Here is a 20,379-nt window from a genome sequence, read left to right on the forward strand (position 1 = left end):
CTCTTTGGGCCGGGGTTATCTCATGGCGCGGCGGGGCGGGGCAAGGGCAAGTGTCGGCCGGGCCCTCCGCGCCGGCGGCGCCTGGTCAAATGTGACAAGAACCTGCGACAACTTGATGCGTGTCAAGGCGCCCCACCCGGGGCTATGTCACAATTCCTTCGTTGAGTGGTAACGGAGGAGCGCGCGCATGGATGGTATCACGGTCAAGAGGGAAACGCCCGACGCCTCCGGGGTTGGCGAGTCGGCAGCGACGGTGGTCGGAGAGGCGAAAGTCATGCCCCCGGCCGCCGCCGCTGTCCCCGATGCGGCGGCCGGCGTGGAGCCGGCCGCCGATGGCAATGGCGAGGGGCAGGGGCCCAGAAGCTTTCCCAGGGTCGACCCGGATGCGATCCGCCTGGCCTTCGAGACCGGGCGCTATCCCTATCCGCGCCGCATGGGCCGCGCGGCCTATGAGCGGGAAAAGGCGCTCTTGCAGGCCGAATTGCTGAAGGTGCAGATCTGGGCGCAGGAGACCGGGCAGAAATTCGTCATCCTGTTCGAGGGCCGCGACGCCGCCGGCAAGGGCGGCACGATCAAGCGCTTCATGGAACACCTGAACCCGCGTTTCGCCCGCGTGGTGGCGCTGAACAAGCCCTCGGAGGTCGAGCGCGGCCAGTGGTTCTTCCAGCGCTACATCCAGCACCTGCCCACCGCGGGCGAAATGGTGTTCTACGACCGCAGCTGGTACAACCGCGCCGGCGTCGAGCGGGTGATGGGCTTCTGCTCGCCCACCGAATACCTGGAGTTCATGCGCCAGGCCCCGGAATACGAGCGGATGCTGGTCCGGGCCGGGGTGCGGCTTTACAAGTACTGGTTCTCGGTCACCCGCGACGAGCAGCGCCGCCGCTTCAAGGAACGCGAGACCGACCCGCTGAAACGCTGGAAGCTGTCGCCCATCGACCTGGCCAGCCTCGACAAATGGGACGAATACACCGAGGCGAAGGAGGCGATGTTCTTCTATACCGACACCGCCGACGCGCCCTGGATCATCGTCAAGTCGAACGACAAGAAGCGCGCGCGGCTGAATTGCATGCGGCATTTCCTGTCGACGCTGGACTATCCCGACAAGGACCCCGGGATCGTGACGCCGCCCGACCCGCTGATCGTCGGCCATGCCGGGCATGTGATCCACCAGTCCGAGCATATCCTGGGCGCCTCGCTGCATCCCGACCACCGGCGCGCGGCCAAGGGCGCGGCGCCGGGCGCGCAGGCGGCCGGCTAGGGCAGCCCCAGGCTATTCGGGTTCGGCCAGCCGCTCCTGCCACATCTTCTGGAAGGCCGGCCGGGCCTGGCAATCATCCAGCCAGGCTTGCGCGGCTGGGAACTGCTCGATCAGCGCGCCATAGCCCTGAGCATAGCGCAGGATCTCGGCCACGTTCAGGTCGGCCACGGTGAAGCGGCCGCCGACCAGGTGGCCGTGCCGCGCCAGATGCGCGTCCAGCACCGCCAGCGGCCGCACCAGCCGCTCGGCCGCATGGCCGACGGCGGCCTGCGCCGCGCCCGGCTGGGCCTGGCCGGGGCGGTGGTTGAACAGGATCGCCAGCGCGTCCGGCTCGATCATGGTGGCGGCGTAGAAGCTCCATTGCAGCATCAGCGCATCCTCGACCATGTCGGCGGGGCCGAAGGGCTGGCCGTGCTTGCGCGCCAGGTGCAGCGTGCAGGCCAGCGATTCGGACAGCACCAGGTCGCCGTCCTGGATCACCGGGACGGCCCCGGCGGGCGACAGCTTCAGGAAGCTCTCCGAGCGGGTGTTGAGCGGCGCCCCGGGCGCCCCGGCATCCTCCAGCCGATAGGCCTGGATCACCGGCACCTGCTTGAACGGCAGGCCCAGCTCGTGACACAGCCAGATGATGCGCGAGGCGCGCGAGCGGGTGACGCCATAGACGGTCAGCATGGTTCTCTCCCGTGATGCCTGGGCGCAGGTTAGGCCCGCTTACAGCACCTGGGCAAGATAGCGCATCATGTTGCCGCCCATGACCTTGGCGATCTGCTCGTCGCTCAGGCCCGCATCCATCAGCGCCTGGGTCAGCGCCGCCAGATGCGCCACGTCGAAGGGCGCATCGACCGAACCGTCGTAATCCGAGCCCAGCGAGACCGCGTCCTCGCCCACCAGCGCGATGGCGGCCTGGATCGAGGCGGCGATGTCGGCCGGTGTCCTGCCGCAGTTCACATCCGCCCAGAAGCCGATGCCGATCACGCCGCCCTTGCGGGCGATGGCCTGCACCAGCTCATCGGGCAGGTTGCGCGGGCTGGCGCATTGGCCGTGGATGCCGGTATGGGACAGGATCGGCCGGGTGCCGGGAATGGCCAGCACGTCGCGCACCAGCTGCGGGCTGGCGTGCGCCAGGTCGACGATCATGCGCTTGGCCATCATCTCGGCCACCACCTCGCGGCCGAAATCCGACAGGCCCGATTCCGCCCCGCCCTCGCCATGCAGGCTGCCGCCCAGTTCGTTGTCGAAGAAATGCGTCAGCCCGACCAGCCGGAAGCCGGCGCCGTAAAGCACCTGCAAATTGGCGATATTGCCCTCCAGCGGATGGCCGCCCTCGGTGCCCAGCAGGGCGCCGACGGTATGGGCGCCATTCTGCCGCGCCTCCAGCAGCACCTGCAGATCCTCGGCCGAGCGGATCAGCATCAAGGCCTCCGGCGCGCGCTCGGCGGCGCGGCGCAGGGCCGCGGCCTGGACCAGCGCGCGCTCCTTCAGGCTGAACCAAGCCGAGAAGGGCCGCAGCTGGCCGATGAACAGCGGCGTGATATTGTCGGGCGCCTCGGCGGAATTCCGGCTGTAGTTCTGGCCGCGCGGGCTCTTGGTGACGGTGGTGAAGACCTGGACCGCGACATTGCCCAGGGCCAGCCGGGGCACGTCGACATGACCCCGCCCGGCCCGGTCCAGCAGGTCGCGGTCCCACAGCAGCGCGTCCGAATGCCAGTCGCCGATGACCAGCCGCCGATGCAGCGCCTCGGCCTCGGGCGAGACCGGCCAGCCCGCCTCGGGCATGGTCACCGGGTTCAGCCGCCGCTCGACGAAACCCGGCCCCCAGATCGCCACGCCCGCCGCGGCCAGCACGACCAGCACCGCCAGTCCCATGAAGATGCGCCGGATCATGCCGCCCCCATTCCGTTTCCGCCAACCATAGGCCGCACCCCGGCCCAAGGCGACGAAAATCCGCCCGGCTTCTTTCTTGCACAAATATCCTCGGGGGGTCCGGGGGGCGAAGCGCCCCCGGCTCGCGCGGCCCGGGAACCCGCCCCCCCGGTAACGGCGTTTGCGAAAGACCCGCGCAACGCGGGCAGGGGACAGTCGCCATGTTTGACGAGATGCAGCGCATTCTCATGGCGAACAGGACATGCGCTTCGCGCTCGAGGTCCTGTTCCGCACCACCATCGTCTATTTCTACACGCTGATGCTGATGCGCTGGCTGGGCGGGCGCACGGTGGCACAGCTTTCCATCGTCGAATTCCTGCTGGTGATCGCCATCGGCTCGGCGGTGGGCGATTCGCTCTTCTACCCCGAGGTGCCGATGCTGCCGGCGATGTTCGCGATCCTGATCGTCTCGATCTACAACAAGCTCATCGACAAGGCGATGCTGTGAGCCACTCCCCATCTCTTGGACAGTTTCCGGGATGATTTAAGCTACTCTCTGCCCCTGCTGATCGGTTTCGATCTGGTTGAAGTAGACCACGGCGGGCGGCTGTCCGCCATGGGCGGCGTGGGGCCGCTGGTGGTTGTAGAAGGTGATCCATCGGCCAACGCCCGCCTTCGCCTGCGAGCCGGTCTCCCAGGCGTGCAGATAGACGCACTCATACTTCAGGGACCGCCAAAGGCGCTCGATGAAGATGTTGTCGAGACACCGGCCCTTGCCGTCCATCGAGATCCGGGTGCCGATCCGTTTCAGCCGGTCGGTCCAGGCGAAGGACGTGAACTGCGAGCCCTGATCGGTGTTCATGATCTCGGGCGGGCCGAAGCGGTGGACCGCCTCGTTCAGCGCCTCGACGCAGAAGTCGGCTTCGAGCGTGTTCGAGATGCGCCAGGCCAGCACCTTGCGGGTGAACCAGTCCATGATGGCGACCAGGTAGAGGAAGCCTCGTCGCATCGGCAGATAGGTGATGTCGGCACACCAGGCATGGTTGTGCCGATCGACCCGCAGGCCACCCAGCAGATAGGGGTAGGTCTTGTGCCCCTTCGCAGGCTTGCTGGTGTTGGGCTTCTGGTAGATCGGCATCAGACGCATGAGCCGCATCAGCCGCCGGATGCGCTTCATGTTCACTGGGTGCCCTTCGTTCTGCAGGTGCCAGGTCATCTGCTGGACGCCGTAGAAGGGGGTTTCCAGGAACTGACGGTCGATCAGCCGCATGAGCGCCAGGTTCATCTCGGTCTCGCCCTGCGGTGCGTAGTAGAACGACGACCGCGAGATCGACAGCAGACGGCATTGCGCCCCGACCGACAGCGTGGGGTGAGAGCGTTCGATCATCCCGCGCCTCACCTGCCGGTCCAGGGCTTGAGCTTTCGTGACAAAAAATCGTTGGCGACGGCCAGCTCTCCGATCTTGGCGTGCAGCGATCGCACCGTCTCCTCGTCGACCTCGGCCTTCTTCTTCCTGCCGCGTTCGAAGATGTCCGATGCCCCCTCGAGCAGCGCCTTCTTCCACTGGTGGATCATCGTCGGATGCACGCCGTATTCCGCGGCCAGCTCCGACACGGTGCGCTCGCCCTTCACGGCTTCCAGCGCCACGCGAGCCTTGAAGCCCGCGTCATGGTTCCTGCGTTTCGACATCGTCTGTTCTCCTCGTTCTTGGAGACCAGCAGACGGAAGATCAGAGCTTACGTCACTGTCCGATTTTCGGGGAGGTGCTCACTGGCCTCGCCCTGGTTTTGCCGCGTCTTCGAGGGGCGGCCGCGCATCGTCGTCAGCCGGGGGCGGGTGCATGCCGACCGGCTGCGCCGGCAGGGCATCGGTGTGCAGGAACTCTACAGCAAGCTGCGCCAATGCGGCATCGAGGACCTGGCGCAGGTGAAATTCGCCATCCTCGAGGCGGACGGCGGCATCTCGATCCTGAAGCACGGCGAGCATGGCGGCGAGGGGCTCTATCAGCCGCCGATGCTGCCGGCGCGGGAAATGGCCTGGGCCGAACGTCGATGAGCCAGGGCAAGCCGTCCCGCCAGACGCTGAAGCGCCAATTGCGCAGCGGCCATTCCTTCTGGGCCGAGACGCCGGACATCTCGGTCGCGCCCTTGGCCCAGCCCTCGGCGCGGCGCTGGGACGTGGTGATCGTCGGCACCGGCATTTCCGCCGCACTGCTGGCCGAGCGGCTGACCAGGGCCAGGCGGCGGGTGCTGATCCTCGACCGCCGCCAGCCGGTGCGCGGCTCGTCGCTCGCCTCGACGGCGATGATCCAGCACGAGATCGACGTGCCGCTGTCGCATCTTTCGCGCCGGATCGGCGCGGAGAAGGCGGCGCGGGCCTGGCGCCGCTCGGTCAAGGCGGTCGAGTCGCTTCTGCGCCTGTCGCAGCGCCTCGGCCTCGACTGCCAGATGCAGCGCAAGCGGGCGCTGTATCTGGCCGGGAACGCGCTGGGCCATCGCGCGCTGGAGGCCGAGGCCGAGGCGCGCCAAGCCGCCGGCATCCCGGCCGAATACCTTGGCCGCCAGCAGCTGCTCGACAGCTTCGGCCTCGATCGCACCGGCGCCATCGTCTCGCCCGCCTCGGCCTCGGCCAATCCCGGCCAATTGACGGCGGCGCTGCTGAACCTGGCCCGGGCGCGCGGGGCCGAGATCGCCTCGCCCTTCGAGGTCGCGGATTTCGCCGAGCTTTCGGACGGGGTGGCGCTGGCCTCGACCGCGGGGCAGGTGGTGGCGGCGAGCCACGCGGTCTTCTGCACCGGCTACGAATTCCTGCCGCAGATGCTCACGCCCCGGCATCGCATCATCTCGACCTGGGCCATCGCCTCGCCCGAAGGCGTGCGCCAGCCCGGCTGGCTGAAGGATTTCCTGGTCTGGGAGGCCTCGGACCCCTACCTCTATTTCCGCGCCACGCCCACCGGCCGCATCATCGCCGGCGGCGAGGACCAGGCCAGCGCCACCGCCCACGAAGACTCCGAGAAGCTGCGCCGCAACGCGGCCGAGATCGCCCGCAAGCTGCGCGATCTGACCGGCATCCGCTTTCGCCCGGCCTATGCCTGGGCCGCCGCCTTCGGCGATAGCGACGACGGGTTGCCGATCATCGACCGGGTGCCGGGCTGCCGGCGCACCCATGCGGTGATGGGCTTCGGCGGCAATGGCATCACCTGGTCGGTGATCGCGGCCGAGGTCACCGCCCGGCGCATCGACGGCCGCCCGGATCCCGACGCGGACCTCTACCGCTTCCGCTGACGGAGGCTTGCGCGCCGTGCGGCGGCGCCGCAATCTGGCGCCATGCCAGCAGCGCGCCAGCGAGGGACAAGATGACGCAGCCGGAGCACCCGCAGGGCCAGCCCGCGATCCGCACCACCGCCATGCCGGCCGACACCAACCCGGCCGGCGACATCTTCGGCGGCTGGCTGATGTCGCAGATGGACCTGGCCGCCGGCAATGTCGCGGCCCGCCGCGCGCGCGGGCGCTGCGCCACGGTCGCCGTGGACAGCTTCACCTTCCACCAGCCGGTCAAGGTCGGCGACGAAGTCTCTGTTTTCGCGACCATCCTGCGTGAAGGTCGCAGCTCGATGCAGCTGCATGTCGAGGCCTGGCGCCGCTCGCGCGAGGGCGAGGAGACCCAGTGCGTGACCCGGGCGAGCTTCGTCTTCGTGGCGCTGGACGACGACGGCCGTCCGCGTCCGCTGCCGTCCGCGGATTGACCATTTCCACCCCGCCTGGCGGGCAGCGGACGGGCAGTCCGGAAAATCCGCGGGCCGGGCCCGGCCTTGCGCATAGAAGCCGGTTGCAATCCGCAAGCACCGCCGATTAGTCTGACAGGGCGGAATAAAGAACCATAGAAAACAGGGGGCCCGCATCGTGACTTCGCCAACCGGCAACGAGGCTTTCGTTGTCTTCGACCACGTCCAGAAAAGCTATGACGGCCAGACGCTTGTGGTGAAGGACCTGAACCTTTCCATCGGCAAGGGCGAGTTCCTGACCATGCTGGGCCCGTCCGGCTCGGGCAAGACCACCTGCCTGATGATGCTGGCCGGATTCGAGACCGCCACCCATGGCGAGATCCGGCTGGACGGCCGCAACATCAACGACGTCCCGCCGCACAAGCGCGGCATCGGCATGGTGTTCCAGAACTATGCCCTGTTTCCGCACATGACCGTGGGCGAGAACCTGTCCTTTCCGCTGGAAGTGCGCGGCATGGCCAAGGCCGAGCGCGAAAGCCGGGTCGCCCGCGCGCTCGACATGGTGCAGATGGGCCGCTTCGCCAGCCGCCGCCCGGCGCAGCTTTCGGGCGGCCAGCAGCAGCGCATCGCGCTGGCCCGCGCGCTGGTCTTCGACCCCAAGCTGGTCTTGATGGACGAGCCGCTGGGCGCGCTCGACAAGCAGCTGCGCGAGCACATGCAGTTCGAGATCAAGGCCCTGCACGACCGGCTGGGCATCACCGTGGTCTATGTCACCCATGACCAGGGCGAGGCGCTGACCATGTCGGACCGCATCGCCGTGTTCAACGACGGCCGCATCCAGCAGCTGGCGCCGCCGCCGGTGCTGTACGAGCAGCCCGAGAACAGCTTCGTCGCCGGCTTCATCGGCGAAAACAACGCGCTGCGCGGCACGATCGAGCAGCTTCAGGGCGACAAGGCGCTGGTGCGGCTGCAGAATGGCGAGGTGATCGACGCCACCGCCGTCAACATCCGCGAAAGCGGCCAGACCACCACGGTCTCGATCCGGCCCGAGCGGGTCGAGTTCAAGCCCGACCTGATGCCCGCCGGCGCCCATACCGTCGAGGCCCAAGTCCGCGACGTGGTCTATATGGGCGACATCCTGCGCGCCCGGCTGAACGTCGCCGGCCAGGACGATTTCGTGATGAAATACCGCAACACGCTGGGCCAGGTGAAGCTGTCGCCCGGCCAGACCATCCGCATCGGCTGGCACCCCGAGGATGCGCGGGCGCTGGATCCGGTCTGATTTCGTATCGAAAGCAAGGGAGTTGAGATGAAACGCATGTTGATCCTGACCTCGGCCCTGGTCGCCTCGGCGTCCGTGGCCCAGGCGCAGGACAGGCAGGTGAACCTGCTGTCCTGGGGCGGTGCCTATGGCAACAGCCACGTTCAGGCCTATGCCAAGCCGTTCGAGGCCAAGACCGGCATCAAGGTCACGGTCGCCGACGCCGACAACCCGGCCACGCCGCTCAAGGCGCAGGTCGAGGCCGGCAATGTCACCACCGACGTGGCTTCGGTGGAATATGCCGACGCGGTGCGGCTGTGCGACGAGGGGCTGCTGGAAACCATCGACCCGGCGATCCTGGCGCCCGCGCCGGACGGCGCCGCGGCGGCCGACGACTTCATCGAGGGCGCCGTGACCGACTGTTTCGTCGGCACCGACGTCTATTCGATGATCCTGGCCTATGACGACAGCAAGTTCACCGACGCCAAGCCCGCCGGTCCGGCCGATTTCTTCGACACCGCGAAATTCCCCGGCAAGCGCACCATGCGCAAGGGCGCCAAGTTCAACCTGGAATATGCGCTGCTGGCCGATGGCGTGGCGCCGGACAAGGTCTATGAGGTGCTGGGCACGCCCGAGGGCGTCGATCAGGCCTTCGCCAAGCTCGACACCATCAAGAACAACGTGATCTGGTGGGAAGCCGGCGCGCAGCCGCCGCAGCTTCTGGCCGATGGCGAGGTCAGCATGGCCTTCGCCTTCAACGGCCGGATCTTCGACGCGGCGCAGAAAGAGGGCAAGCCCTTCAAGATCGTCTGGGACGGCCAGATCTACGAGATGGAAGGCTGGGTGATCCCGAAGGGCGCCCCGCACCTGGAGGAGGCCAAGGAGTTCGTCACCTTCTCGACCTCGCCCGAGCCGCAGGCCCGCGCCGCCGAATTCATCAGCTACGGCCCGCCGCGCAAATCGGCCGCCGCGCTGGTCGGCAATGTCGAGGGCACCGAGGTGCCGATGGGTCCGAACCTGCCGACCTTTGCCGACAACATGGCCGGGGCGCTCGCCTCGAACCTGGACTTCTGGGTCGACCACGACGCCGAGCTGCAAGAGCGGTTCAACGCCTGGCTGGCGGCGAACTGACGCCAATCCGGTCGCGGCGGGACCAACCCGCCGCGATCCGTGAAGCCCGAACGGGCGCGAACCGGCCAACGAGCCGCATAAAACCAACGGGAGTTCGTCATGAAGAAAGTGTTGATCCTGACCACGGCCTTGTGCGGGTTGGGAGTTGCGGCGCAGGCCCAGAACAAGGAGGTCAACGTGGTCTCCTGGGGCGGCGCCTATGAGAAATCGCAGGTCGAGGCCTATAACATCCCCTTCGCCAAGGAGACGGGGATCAAGGTCAACATGATGGCCGCCGACAACCCGGCCACCCCGCTCAAGGCCCAGATCGAGGCCAAGAACATCACCGGCGACGTGTTCGACATCGAGGTCTCGGACGCGATCCGCCTCTGCGACGAGGGCGCGCTGGTCGAGATCGACCCGGCCACCCTGCCGCCGGCGCCGGACGGCACGCCCGCGACGGAAGACTTCATCCCCGGCGCGCTGCGCGACTGCGCGGTGGCGAACATCTTCTGGGGCACGGTCATCGCCTATGACAAGACCAAGTTCCCCGACGGCCCGCCCACCACCGCCGCGGATTTCTTCGACACCGCCAAGTTCCCGGGCAAGCGCGGCCTGCCGAAAAGCCCCAAGCGCACGCTCTACCTGGCGCTGGTCGCCGATGGCGTCGCGCCCGACCAGGTCTATGAGACGCTGGACACGCCCGAGGGCGTCGACCGGGCCTTCGCCAAGCTCGACACCATCAAGAAGGACGTGGTCTGGTGGGAAGCCGGCGCCCAGCCGGTGCAGCTGCTTGCCGATGGCGAGGTCACGATGGCGACCGGCTACAACGGCCGCTTCTTCGATGCCATGGTGGCCGAGGGCAAGCCCTTCGAGATCATCTGGGACGGCCAGTTCATGGACATGGATATGTTCGCCATTCCCAAGGGCTCGCCCAACCCCGAGGCGGCGATGCAATACCTGAAATTCGCCACCGACACCCAGCGCCTGGCCGACCAGGCGAAATGGATCGCCTATGGCCCGTCGCGCAAATCCTCGGCGGCGCTGGTCGGGCTCTATCAGGACGGCAAGACCGAGATGGCCCCGCATATGCCGACCAGCGAGGAGCACATGAAGACCGCCGTCATGGACGACCCGGAATGGTGGGCCGACCACGATGCCGAGATGGCCGAGCGCTTCAACGCCTGGCTGGCCGCCAACTGACCCTTGCGCCGCCGCCCGGTCCGGTCCGGGCGGCGGCCGCCGACGATGCCCGCCCTTAGCCTGACGAAGGATCAAGATGTCCAACGCGCTTGACCCCCATGCCGCCATCGTGACCGAAGCCGGCGGCCTCGACCGGGGCGGACCCCTGCGGACGGCCGACGGCCAGCCGCTGACCCGGGCGCTGGCGCGCAGTTCGCGCCGGGCGCGGCGCCGCGCCTTCCTGCTGGTGCTGCCGCTGCTGCTGTTCGTGCTGCTGACCTTCCTGCTGCCGATCGGGCAGATGCTGCAACGCTCGCTCAAGAACGACGGCTTCTCGGCCAATATGCCGCAGCTCTCGGCCTGGTTCCACGAACACCCGCGCGGCACCGAGCCGGACGACGCCGCCTGGGCGGCGCTGGCCGCCGACCTGACCGCCGCGGCCGAGGCGCGCAGCATCGGCCTGGTCGGGACCAGGGTGAACTACGACATGCCGGGCACGCGCTCGCTCTTCACCTCGGCCGGGCGCAAGGCCCGCGGCGGCATCGAGCCGCCCTATCGCGAGGCCATCCTCGCGATGGACGAGAAATGGGGCGATCCCAAGCTGTGGTCGGTGATGCGCGAGGCTTCCTCGGCCTATACCGCGAACTTCTACCTGGCGGCGCTGGACCGGACCCGCGACGACAACGGCAACATCACCATGGCGCCCGAGCAGCAGCAGATCTATGTCAAGCTGTTCCAGCGCACCTTCTGGCTGTCGCTGGTCATCACCTTCACCACCTTCCTGCTGGGCTTTCCCATCGCGCATCTGCTGGCGACGCTGCCGATGCGCAAGTCGAACCTGCTGATGATCCTGGTGCTCTTGCCGTTCTGGACCTCGCTGCTGGTCAGGACCACGGCCTGGATGGTGCTGTTGCAGCAGCAGGGCGTGGTCAATGACATCCTGGTCTGGCTGGGGCTGATCGGCAACGACCAGCGGCTGCAGATGATCTTCAACCAGACCGGCACGATCATCGCCATGACCCATATCCTGCTGCCCTTCATGATCCTGCCGCTCTATTCGGTGATGCGCACCATCAACCCCAGCTATGTGCGCGCGGCGCGCAGCTTGGGCGCGACAAGCTGGACGGCGTTCCGGCGCATCTATTTCCCGCAGACCCTGCCGGGACTCGGGGCCGGGGCGCTTCTGGTCTTCATCCTGGCCGTGGGCTACTACATCACCCCGGCGCTGGTCGGCGGCTCGTCGGGGCAGTTGATCTCGAACCTGATCGCCATGCACATGACCCAGACGCTGAACTGGTCCATGGCGGCGGCGCTGGCCGCGCTGCTGCTGGGCGGGGTGCTGATCCTTTACTGGGTCTATGACCGCCTCGTCGGCATCGACAACCTGAAACTGGGGTAACCGCCATGGCGCTTCCGACTTACGCCTCGCCGCTGGAAAAGGTCTGGCACTACGCCTATCTGGCGATCTGCGCGGCGATCTTCTTCTTCCTGATCGCGCCGATCGTGGTGGTGATCCCGCTCAGCTTCAATGCCGAGCCCTATTTCACCTTCACCGACAAGATGCTGTCCTTCGACCCCGAGGGCTATTCGATGCGCTGGTATCGCAGCCTGCTGACCTTCGGCATGGCCAATCCGGACGCGCCGGGCGGGCTCGGCTGGTGGGCGGATGCCTGGCAGAACGCGAAATGGGTGAATGCGGCGAAATCGTCGATCATCATCGGCTTCTTCTCGACCATCCTCGCCACGGTGCTGGGCACGCTGGCGGCGCTGGGCCTGTCGCGGCCCGAGATGCCGTTCCGCCGCATCATCATGGCGGTGCTGATCTCGCCGATGATCGTGCCGATCATCATCACGGCGACGGGGATGTTCTTCTTCTACTCGAACCCCTGCGAGCCCTTGACCTGGATCGGGCTGAACCCGCAATGCGGCAAGCTCGCCGGCACCTATCTGGGCGTGATCCTGGCCCATGCCACGCTGGGCATCCCCTTCGTCATCATCACGGTGACGGCGACGCTGATCGGCTTCGACCAGTCGCTGAACCGGGCGGCGGCGAGCCTCGGGGCGAACCCGCGCACGACCTTCTTCCGCATCACCATGCCGCTGATCCTGCCGGGCGTGATCTCGGGCGCGCTCTTCGCCTTCGTCACCTCCTTCGACGAGGTGGTGGCGGTGCTCTTCATCGCCGGCCCCGACCAGCAGACCATCCCGCGCCAGATGTGGAACGGCATCCGCGAGCAGATCTCGCCGGCGATCCTGGCCGTCGCCACGCTGCTGGTGATCTTCTCGATCGCCCTGCTCGCGACGGTCGAGATGCTGCGCCGCCGCTCGGAACGGCTGCGGGGCATCACGCCGCATTGAGCGGCTCATGCCCCGGCCCTGAACCCGCCGCCCTTCGGGGCGGCGTCTTCATGGCGGCCCCCACGGCAAAGCCCTTTTCTGCCTTCTTTGTTGCAGAAATACCCCCGCCGGAGGCCAGCACCCGCGCCACCCCTCAGGGCAGGACCGAGATCCAGAACCAGATCGACAGGATCGACAACACCGTGGACACCAGCACCGTCGTCGCCGCCACCCGCTTCGCCGCGCCATAGATCGAGGCGAAGAGATAGGCGTTCACCCCCGGCGCCATGCTGGCGGTGATGACGGCGGAACGCAGCGGCCCGACCGGCAGCTGGAAAAGCTGCCCCAGGCTCCAGGTGATGGTCGGATGGATCAGCAGCGAGGCCAGGCAGCAGGTCGCGATGGCCTTGCCGTCGCCCTCGGGGCGATAGCGGTAAAGCACGCCGCCCAGCCCGAACAGCGCCGCCGGCAGCGCCGCCCGCGCCATCATCTCGGCCGCGGCCCAGAAACCCTCGGGCATCACCAGCCCGGCCTGCATCAGCAGGTTCATCGCCGCGCCGCACAGGATGCCGACGATCAGCGGCGTATGCAGCACCCCGGACAGCGCCCGCATGGCGATGCGCCCGGCCGGCAAGCTCTGCCCGCGCGCCCGCGTCACCTCCATCATGGTGATGCCGAAGGTATAAAGCAGCGGCGAATGGATCGCGATGATCGCGACATTGCCGGCCAGCGCCTCGGCGCCATAGGCGCGCTCCATGATCGGGATGCCCAGCAGCAGCGAGTTCGAGAACAGGCAGCAGAAGCCGATGGCGACCGCATCCTCGGGGCTGCGCTTCAGCCAGTAGAGCGCCAGCCCCCAGCCGATGAAATAAGAGACGAAGGCGCCGCTATAGAAGGCCACCCACATGGCGATGCTGAAATTCTCGGTCAGGTCCAGCCGGGCCACGTTCACGAACAGCAGCACCGGCACCGCGAAATTCTGCGCGAAACGCATCAGCCCGTCGACCGCCACCTCGCTGAACATCCGCCGCCAGGCCACCAGGTAGCCGAAGCCGATGACGATGAAGACCGGCAGGATGACGTCGAAAAGGATCGTCATGTCAGTTCGATCTGCAGCCCGTCATGGGCCGGCACGACATGGGCGGGCGTCTCGGCCATCACCGCGTCGTAATCCAGCTCGATATGCATGTTGGTGATGACGCCCCGCGCGCAGCCCGAACGCGCGATCCACTCCAGCGCCAGCGCCAGATGCGCATGGCTGGGATGCGGCGTGCGGCGCAAGGCGTCGCAGATGAAGACCTCGCAGCCCTGGATGGCGGGCCAGGCCGCCTCGGGGATCGCCAGCACGTCGGGCAGGTAGACGAGGCCCGCGCCCGCGCCGATGCGGAACCCCAGCGCCGGAATGTCGCCGTGGTTCACCGCGAAGGGCAGGAAGTCGATCGCGCCGCCCGCGCCCTCGACCGCGAAGCGGCCGCGGATCGGGGCGATCTCGCAGACCGGCGGATAGGACGAGCCCTCGGGCGTCTCGAAGATATAGCCGAAGCGGCTGCGCAGGGCGGCCTCGGTCTGCGCATCGGCCCAGACCGGCATGATGCGGCGCATGTTGAAGACCAGCTGCCGCAGGTCGTCGATGCCGTGGATATGGTCGGCATGGGGATGGGTATAGACCACCGCGTCCAGTTCGCCCACGCCGGCGTCCAGCATCTGCGGCACGAAATCCGGGCCGGTGTCGATCAGCACCCGCGTCACGCCCGCGGGCCCGACACGCTCGAGCAGCAGCGAACAGCGCCGGCGCCGGTTGCGCGGGTTCGCCGGGTCGCATTCGCCCCAGCGGCCGCCCAGACGCGGTACGCCGCCGGACGAGCCGCAGCCCAGGATGGTGGCGCGGATCATGCCGCGGCCTTGGCAAACAGCCGGTCGAAATTCGCGCTGGTCAGGGCGGCGAATTCGGCCTCGGTCAGGCCGAGCGCCTGAGCGCCGGCCCGGGCGGTATGGGCGACAAAGGCCGGCTCGTTGCGCTTGCCGCGATGCGGCGGCGGCGCCAGATAGGGCGCGTCGGTCTCGACCAGGATGCGATCGCGGGGGGCGGCCAGGAAGATCTCGCGGATCTCGGTCGAGCGCGGAAAGGCGGCGATGCCCGACATCGACAGGTAGAAGCCCAGGTCCAGCGCCGCGCGGGCCAGCTCCGGCCCCGAGGTATAGCAATGCATGACGCAGGAAAAGGCGCCGGCGCGGTGCTCCTCGGTCAGGATGCGGGCCATGTCGGCATCGGCGTCGCGGGAATGGATGATCAGCGGCAGGCCGGTCCGGCGCGCGGCCTCGATATGGATGCGCAGGCTTTCGGCCTGAACCGCGGCGCTGTCGGCGGTATAGTGATAGTCGAGCCCGGTCTCGCCGATGCCGACGAATTTCGGATGCCGGGCCAGCGCGACCAGGTCCTCGACGGTGACGGCGGGCTCTTCGGCGGCATACATCGGATGGATCCCGGCGGCGTAGAAGACGCCCGCATGTGCCTCGGCGATGGCGCGCACGCGCGGCTCGTTGCCCATGCGGGTGCAGATCGTGACCATGCGCGTCACCCCGGCGGCGCGGGCGCGCGCGACCAGCTCGGCCTGCTGGCCGTCGAAGTCGGGAAAGTCCAGGTGGCAGTGGCTGTCCACCAGGGCGGGCAAGGGGGTCTCGGACATCGGCGGATCCGTTACAGGGCGGGCTGGTTCGCAAGCCCGATCAGCATATCCAACACCAGCGCGGAAGGGTCAAGGTTGACCGCCCGGCCGGCGCGGGCGCGGGCCGAGAGGCTGGCCTGGGCATCGGCCCAGAGCCGCGCTGCCTCGGGGCCGGGCGAAAGCCGGGTCAGCACCGCGGCCTCGCCCTCGGCGGCCTCGGGCAGGGGGGCGCCCATCAGCCCGGTGCGCGCGGCGCGGGTCAGGAAACGGTCGAGCAGCGTCATCACCAGGTCGAAGGGATCGCCCTCGGCTCCGGCGCGGCCGGCCGCCAGCTCGGCCAGCGCTGCTGCGGCGCGGCGGTCCATGCGCGGATAGTCGGCGAACAGCCCGGTGATGCGCTGATAGAGCTCCAGCCCGTCTTGGCCGGCCAGCCGCAGCGCCTCGCCGACCGAGCCGCCCGACAGCGCCGAAAGCCGCGCCGCGTCATGCGCGACGCCAAGCCCGGCCAGCACCTGCGCCATGTCCCCGGGCCCGAGCGGATGCAGCCGCAATTCCCGGCAGCGCGAGCGGATGGTCGGCAAAAGCCGCGCCGGCTGATGCGCGACCAAAAGCAGCGTGGCCCGGGCCGGCGGCTCCTCGAGCAGTTTCAAGAGCGCATTGGCGGCGGCCGGGTTCATCTCGTCGGCGGCGTCGATGATGGCGATGCGGCGGCCGCCCTCGGCGGCGCTCATGTGAAAGAACCCGTGCAGCCGGCGGATCTCGTCCACGGTGATCTCGCTGCGCAGGCGCTGGGTCTTGTCGTCGAGCGGCCGGCGCACCAGGTGCAGCCGCGGCTCGGACAGGGCGCGGATGCGGCGCACCGCCGGATCCTCGGGCGGCGCGGTCAGGTCCGGGCTGTCCGAACCGCTCAGCAGGTATTTCGCGATGCTCCAGGCGAGCGTCGCCTTGCCGGTGCCGCGCGGGCCCGAGATCAGCCAGCCGTGATGCAGCCGATGCGCCCGCGCGGCGGCGAGGAAATCCGCGACCGCCTGGTCCTGGCCGATGGTGCGAAGCGCCTCGCGCGGATGCGGGGCGCCGGGCACCCGGTCGGGTTCGGGCGGGGCGGCCTCGTCGCTCATGGCAGGGCGGTCCGGACGCGGGCGGCGACCTCGTCGGCGCTGCCGCTGCCGTCGATGGTGCGGAACCGCGCGGGGTTTTCCGCCGCGAGCGCCAGGAAGCCCGCGCGCAGCCGGCGCTGGAAGTCCAGGCCGAGGGTTTCGAAACGGTCCTCGACGCCGCCGCGGGCCTGGCCGCGGGCCAGCGCGGTGGCGGGGTCGATGTCGATCAGCAGCGTCAGGTCGGGCTCGATGCCGATGGTCAGGCGGTGCAATTCCTCGACCAGCGCGCGCAGGTCGGCACGGGCGAGGCCCTGGTAGACCCGGGTGGAATCGGCGAAGCGGTCGGTGACGACATGGGCGCCGCGCGCCAGCGCCGGGCGGATCAGCCGCTCGACATGGTCGCGGCGGGCGGCGGTGAAAAGCAGCAGCTCGGTTTCCGGCGACCAGCGTTCGCCCCGGCCCTCGACCAGCAGGCGGCGGATCTCCTCGGCGCCCGCGCTGCCGCCGGGCTCGCGGGTCAGCAGCGTCTCGGTGCCGGTTTCGGCCAGGGCGGCGGCAAGGCGGCGCGCCTGGGTCGACTTGCCCGATCCGTCTATGCCCTCGAAGCTGATGAACATCGTCGGCGCGTCAGTTGCGCACGGATTGCATCGCCCGCTCGCCCAGTCGGAAGGCGGCGCTTTGCATCCGGCCGAGGACGCCGCTGCGGGCCACGTCGGCGGCGGCGAAGAGCGGCAGCCGCGACTGGCCGGTGCCGGGGATGTTGACGACCAGCTCGCCCAGCCGGTCGCCCTTGGCGATCGGCGCCTCGATCGGGCCGTTGAACACCGCCTCGGCGGTGACGCCGTCATGCGAGCCGGCCGGGATCAGCACCCGCACGCCGTCGCGGGTGGTCAGGCCGACGCGGCTGCTCTCGCCCAGCCAGACCGGGGCCTGGGTCACGATCTCGTCCTTGGGGATGATGGTGCGCATGGTGAACTGGCGATAGGCCCAGTTGACGATGCGCTCGGATTCCTCGGCCCGGGCCTTGTCGCTGGGCAGGCCGGCGATCACGAAGACGATGCGGCGGTCGCCCTGCACCGCCGAGCCGACCAGGCCATAGCCCGCCTCCTGCGTGTGGCCGGTCTTGAGCCCGTCGGCCGTCCAGTCGCCCCCGCCAAGCCGCAACAGCGGGTTGCGGTTGTTGGCATTCGAGGGCACCCGGCCCTTGTAATTGTATTCGGTCAGGCCGAAGTTCTTGTAAAGCTCGGGAAATTCGGTGATTAGCCGCGTCGCCAGGATCCCCAGGTCGTGCATCGACATGCGGTGGTCCGGCGCCGGCCAGCCCGAGGAATTGGCGAAATGCGACTGCGTCATGCCCAGTTGCTGCGCGCGCTCGTTCATCAGCCGGGCAAAGGCCTCCTCGGTGCCGGCCAGGCCCTCGGCCACCACCACGCAGGCGTCGTTGCCCGAGTTGATGATGATGCCGTGGATCAGCTCCTCAACCGTGGGGCGGTCGGCGGGCTCGACGAACATCTTCGAGCCGCCCATGTGCCAGGCCTTGGTCGAGACCGGGAAAGTGGTGTCCATCGCCACCCGGCCTTCGTGCAAGGCCTCGAACAGCATGTTCAGCGTCATCAGCTTGGACATCGAGGCCGGCGGCAGCGGCTCCTCGGCATTCTTCTCCATCAGCACGGTGCCGGTCGCCACGTCATAGACCCAGGCGGCGCGGGCATTGGTGTCGAAGGCCCGGGCCGGCAGCGCCAGGACCATGAGGAGAGCGAAGATGCGGAACGTCAGAGCGCGCATGGATTGTCCTTGACCGGTCGCGTTTGCGCCATGGTTACCGCAGCGGGCCGCGGCCCGCAACGTCGCTCGGGTGCATCTGCCGGGCAAGTGAACGACCGGCGGTTGCGGCGCCCGCGCCTCAGTAGCTGCGGATCAGCCCGACCAGCCGGCCCTGGACATGCACCTTGTCCTCGGGCAGCACCCGCGTCTCATAGGCCGGGTTCGCGGCTTCCAGCGCGATCATGCCGCCCTTGCGGCGATAGCGTTTCAGCGTCGCCTCGAAACCCTCGACCAGCGCCACGACGATGTCGCCGTTCTCGGCCGTGTCCTGTTCGCGGATCACCACCACGTCGCCGTCGTTGATGCCGGCCTCGATCATCGAATCGCCTTTGACCTCAAGCGCATAGTGCCGCTCCTTGCCCGAGAGCATCGAGCCGGGCACCGCGATGTGATGCGAAACCTCCGAGATCGCCTCGATCGGGACGCCGGCGGCGATGCGGCCCATCACCGGCAGGTCGACCGCCGAGACCGAGACCTCGAAGGCGCCGCGCGGCAGCGGCTGGGCGGGGCGGGCATCGCCCTCGATCACCCGCGGCTGGAAGCCCGGGCCCTTGCTGAGGCTGTCGGGCAGGCGGACGATCTCCAGCGCCCGGGCGCGATGCGGCAGGCGGCGGATGAAGCCGCGTTCTTCAAGGGCGGTCACGAGGCGGTGAATTCCTGATTTCGAGCGCAGGTCCAGCGCCAGTTTCATTTCGTCGAACGAGGGCGGCACCCCGTCGCGGGCCATGCGCGCCTGAATGAATTCAAGCAGCTGGATTTGCTTCTTGGTCAGCATGGTTTTTCCCTGCTCTGCTGCGAGTGCCATCATGTTCCTTGAATGTTCTAGCGCCTGGGGTGCCTTCCGTCAACGATTAAGCCGATTCGGGTAAAGAAGCCGTTAAAGCGGCAGGAATTCCATGATCTCGCCGGCCTTGCGGCCCGGGTCATGCGCCGGGCGGACCAGCAGCGCGTCGGCTTCGGCCAGCAGCCACAGCCGGGCGCTGTCCTGCTCGGCAAAGGGGGCGATCAGCGGCAGGCCGTCGCCCGGCGCCAGCCGCGCGCGCAGATAATGCTGGCGGTTGCCCTCGGGCGGCAGGTCGGCGGCAAGCCGGGCCTGCGCCAGCTCTGGCCCGGGCGGCAGGCCCTGCATGGCGCGCAGCAGCGGCTGCATGAACAGTTTCGCGCAAACCAGGGCCGAGACTGGATTTCCCGGCAGGCCCAGCATGGCGGCATCGCCCATGCGCCCGGCCATCAGCGGCTTGCCCGGCCGCATCGCCAGCTTGTAGAAACTGCGCTGCATCCCCAGGTCGGCCGAGACCTTGGCCACCAGGTCGTGATCGCCCACCGAGGCGCCGCCGATGGTCACGATCAGGTCGCAGCCCTCGGCCTCGGCGAAGCGGTCGCGCAGGCTGTCCTCGGTATCGCGGGCCAGCGGCAGGACCACGGGTTCGGCCCCGGCCTCGCGCGCCAGCGCGGCGATGGCGATGTCGTTCGAGCTGATGATCTGCCCGGCCGCCGGGGTGGCGCCGGGCCGCACCAGCTCATCCCCGCCGGCCAGCACCGCGACCCGCGGCCGCCGCGCGACCGAGACCCGCGCCACGTTCATCGCCGCGATCAGCGCCAAGTCGGCCGGGCGCAGCGGCCGCGCCGGCCGGAACGCGGAACCTGCGGAAAAATCATTGCCTTGCAGGCGGATGTTCAGGTTCGATCCCGCATCGGCCACGGTGATGCGGTCGCCGTCGCGGGTCACGATCTCCTGCATCACCACCCGGTCATAGCCGGCCGGCACCGGCGCGCCGGTAAAGATGCGGATCGCGCTGCCGGGCGGCGTTTCGCCCGCATAGGGCACGCCGGCCGCCGCCGTGCCGACCACCGCCAGCGGCCCCGGCAGATCGGCCGAGCGCAGCGCATAGCCGTCCATGGCGGCGGCGTCGAAGGGCGGCTGCGTCAGCCGCGCGACCGCGGGCGCGGCCAGCGCGCGGCCCAGCGCGTCCTGCACCGCGATCTCCTCGGCCTGCGGCGGATGGGCAAGGGCCAGCACCAGGGCGCGGGCTTCGTCGACGCTGATCATCGGT

At 68.6% G+C, this 20,379-nt stretch carries 20 protein-coding genes and 1 pseudogene; 10 read left to right on the forward strand and 11 right to left on the reverse strand.

Features of this window, described 5'->3' with window-relative positions; translation table 11 throughout:
- The first annotated feature begins 274 nt into the window (after nt 1–274).
- Nucleotides 275–1,261 (forward strand): polyphosphate kinase 2, encoded by a 987-nt coding sequence (ppk2, locus tag PARN5_RS21945; protein WP_017999853.1) that lies wholly within the window; start codon nt 275–277, stop codon nt 1,259–1,261.
- A gap of 12 nt (nt 1,262–1,273) precedes the next feature.
- Here ppk2 and PARN5_RS0111135 read toward each other — a convergent pair whose 3' ends face one another.
- Both PARN5_RS0111135 and PARN5_RS0111140 read right to left on the reverse strand, forming a co-directional pair.
- Nucleotides 1,274–1,933, reverse strand: a complete 660-nt coding sequence (locus PARN5_RS0111135; protein WP_017999854.1) for a glutathione S-transferase family protein — start codon at nt 1,931–1,933, stop codon at nt 1,274–1,276.
- Nucleotides 1,934–1,972: 39 nt separating this feature from the next.
- Nucleotides 1,973–3,145, reverse strand: coding sequence for a membrane dipeptidase (locus tag PARN5_RS0111140; protein ID WP_017999855.1), 1,173 nt, complete (start codon nt 3,143–3,145; stop codon nt 1,973–1,975).
- A gap of 241 nt (nt 3,146–3,386) precedes the next feature.
- Between PARN5_RS0111140 and PARN5_RS21950 the strand changes: the two genes are divergently transcribed.
- Complete coding sequence (locus tag PARN5_RS21950) at nt 3,387–3,632, forward strand: hypothetical protein (protein ID WP_017999856.1); 246 nt, start codon at nt 3,387–3,389, stop codon at nt 3,630–3,632.
- Between the two features lie 36 nt (nt 3,633–3,668).
- Here PARN5_RS21950 and PARN5_RS0111150 read toward each other — a convergent pair.
- A pseudogene (locus PARN5_RS0111150) lies at nt 3,669–4,813 on the reverse strand (IS3 family transposase).
- On the opposite strand from PARN5_RS0111150, the gene PARN5_RS25110 reads away from it, so the two are divergent.
- The 8 genes from PARN5_RS25110 to PARN5_RS0111195 all read left to right on the forward strand — a co-directional run bounded on the left by PARN5_RS25110 (nt 4,793) and on the right by PARN5_RS0111195 (nt 12,759).
- Nucleotides 4,793–5,179: a YetF domain-containing protein gene (locus tag PARN5_RS25110; protein WP_081614954.1), complete on the forward strand. Its 387-nt coding sequence runs from the start codon at nt 4,793–4,795 to the stop codon at nt 5,177–5,179. The pseudogene PARN5_RS0111150 and the gene PARN5_RS25110 overlap by 21 nt on opposite strands.
- Entirely contained in the window at nt 5,176–6,408 is a 1,233-nt protein-coding gene (locus PARN5_RS0111165) for an FAD-binding oxidoreductase (RefSeq protein ID WP_017999858.1), read from the forward strand. The genes PARN5_RS25110 and PARN5_RS0111165 overlap by 4 nt, the downstream gene beginning before the upstream one ends.
- Before the next feature lie 71 nt (nt 6,409–6,479).
- Nucleotides 6,480–6,869: an acyl-CoA thioesterase gene (locus PARN5_RS0111170; protein ID WP_017999859.1), complete on the forward strand. Its 390-nt coding sequence runs from the start codon at nt 6,480–6,482 to the stop codon at nt 6,867–6,869.
- Nucleotides 6,870–7,026: 157 nt separating this feature from the next.
- On the forward strand, nt 7,027–8,130 hold the full coding sequence (locus PARN5_RS0111175; protein ID WP_017999860.1) for an ABC transporter ATP-binding protein: 1,104 nt from the start codon (nt 7,027–7,029) through the stop codon (nt 8,128–8,130).
- A gap of 27 nt (nt 8,131–8,157) precedes the next feature.
- Entirely contained in the window at nt 8,158–9,240 is a 1,083-nt protein-coding gene (locus tag PARN5_RS0111180; RefSeq protein WP_017999861.1) for an ABC transporter substrate-binding protein, read from the forward strand.
- A 99-nt stretch (nt 9,241–9,339) separates the two neighbouring features.
- Nucleotides 9,340–10,422 carry an ABC transporter substrate-binding protein gene (locus PARN5_RS0111185; RefSeq protein ID WP_017999862.1) on the forward strand — a complete coding sequence of 361 codons (1,083 nt, stop codon included), beginning with the start codon at nt 9,340–9,342 and terminating at the stop codon, nt 10,420–10,422.
- A 76-nt stretch (nt 10,423–10,498) separates the two neighbouring features.
- On the forward strand, nt 10,499–11,800 hold the full coding sequence (locus tag PARN5_RS0111190; RefSeq protein ID WP_017999863.1) for an ABC transporter permease: 1,302 nt from the start codon (nt 10,499–10,501) through the stop codon (nt 11,798–11,800).
- A 5-nt stretch (nt 11,801–11,805) separates the two neighbouring features.
- Nucleotides 11,806–12,759, forward strand: a complete 954-nt coding sequence (locus PARN5_RS0111195; protein ID WP_017999864.1) for an ABC transporter permease — start codon at nt 11,806–11,808, stop codon at nt 12,757–12,759.
- A 133-nt stretch (nt 12,760–12,892) separates the two neighbouring features.
- Here PARN5_RS0111195 and PARN5_RS0111200 read toward each other — a convergent pair whose 3' ends face one another.
- The 8 genes from PARN5_RS0111200 to glp all read right to left on the reverse strand — a co-directional run bounded on the left by PARN5_RS0111200 (nt 12,893) and on the right by glp (nt 20,375).
- The gene (locus PARN5_RS0111200; RefSeq protein WP_017999865.1) at nt 12,893–13,837 is read right to left on the reverse strand and encodes an AEC family transporter; all 945 of its coding nucleotides are present in this window, start codon (nt 13,835–13,837) and stop codon (nt 12,893–12,895) included.
- On the reverse strand, nt 13,834–14,631 hold the full coding sequence (locus PARN5_RS0111205) for an MBL fold metallo-hydrolase (RefSeq protein ID WP_017999866.1): 798 nt from the start codon (nt 14,629–14,631) through the stop codon (nt 13,834–13,836). Before PARN5_RS0111205 ends, PARN5_RS0111200 begins: the two co-directional genes overlap by 4 nt.
- A complete protein-coding gene (locus tag PARN5_RS0111210) occupies nt 14,628–15,425 on the reverse strand; it encodes a TatD family hydrolase (protein ID WP_017999867.1) in 798 nt (265 codons plus the stop codon). Before PARN5_RS0111210 ends, PARN5_RS0111205 begins: the two co-directional genes overlap by 4 nt.
- Nucleotides 15,426–15,436: 11 nt before the next feature.
- Nucleotides 15,437–16,522: a DNA polymerase III subunit delta' gene (locus tag PARN5_RS0111215; protein ID WP_017999868.1), complete on the reverse strand. Its 1,086-nt coding sequence runs from the start codon at nt 16,520–16,522 to the stop codon at nt 15,437–15,439.
- Nucleotides 16,519–17,118 (reverse strand): dTMP kinase, encoded by a 600-nt coding sequence (gene tmk, locus PARN5_RS0111220; protein ID WP_017999869.1) that lies wholly within the window; start codon nt 17,116–17,118, stop codon nt 16,519–16,521. Before tmk ends, PARN5_RS0111215 begins: the two co-directional genes overlap by 4 nt.
- A 10-nt stretch (nt 17,119–17,128) precedes the next feature.
- Nucleotides 17,129–18,286 (reverse strand): D-alanyl-D-alanine carboxypeptidase family protein, encoded by a 1,158-nt coding sequence (locus PARN5_RS0111225; RefSeq protein WP_017999870.1) that lies wholly within the window; start codon nt 18,284–18,286, stop codon nt 17,129–17,131.
- Nucleotides 18,287–18,404: 118 nt separating this feature from the next.
- Nucleotides 18,405–19,100, reverse strand: coding sequence for a transcriptional repressor LexA (gene lexA / locus PARN5_RS0111230; RefSeq protein WP_017999871.1), 696 nt, complete (start codon nt 19,098–19,100; stop codon nt 18,405–18,407).
- A 102-nt stretch (nt 19,101–19,202) separates the two neighbouring features.
- Nucleotides 19,203–20,375, reverse strand: coding sequence for a gephyrin-like molybdotransferase Glp (gene glp / locus PARN5_RS0111235; protein WP_017999872.1), 1,173 nt, complete (start codon nt 20,373–20,375; stop codon nt 19,203–19,205).
- Nucleotides 20,376–20,379: the final 4 nt, after the last annotated feature.

This window comes from Paracoccus sp. N5, from assembly GCF_000371965.1.
Taxonomy (GTDB): domain Bacteria; phylum Pseudomonadota; class Alphaproteobacteria; order Rhodobacterales; family Rhodobacteraceae; genus Paracoccus.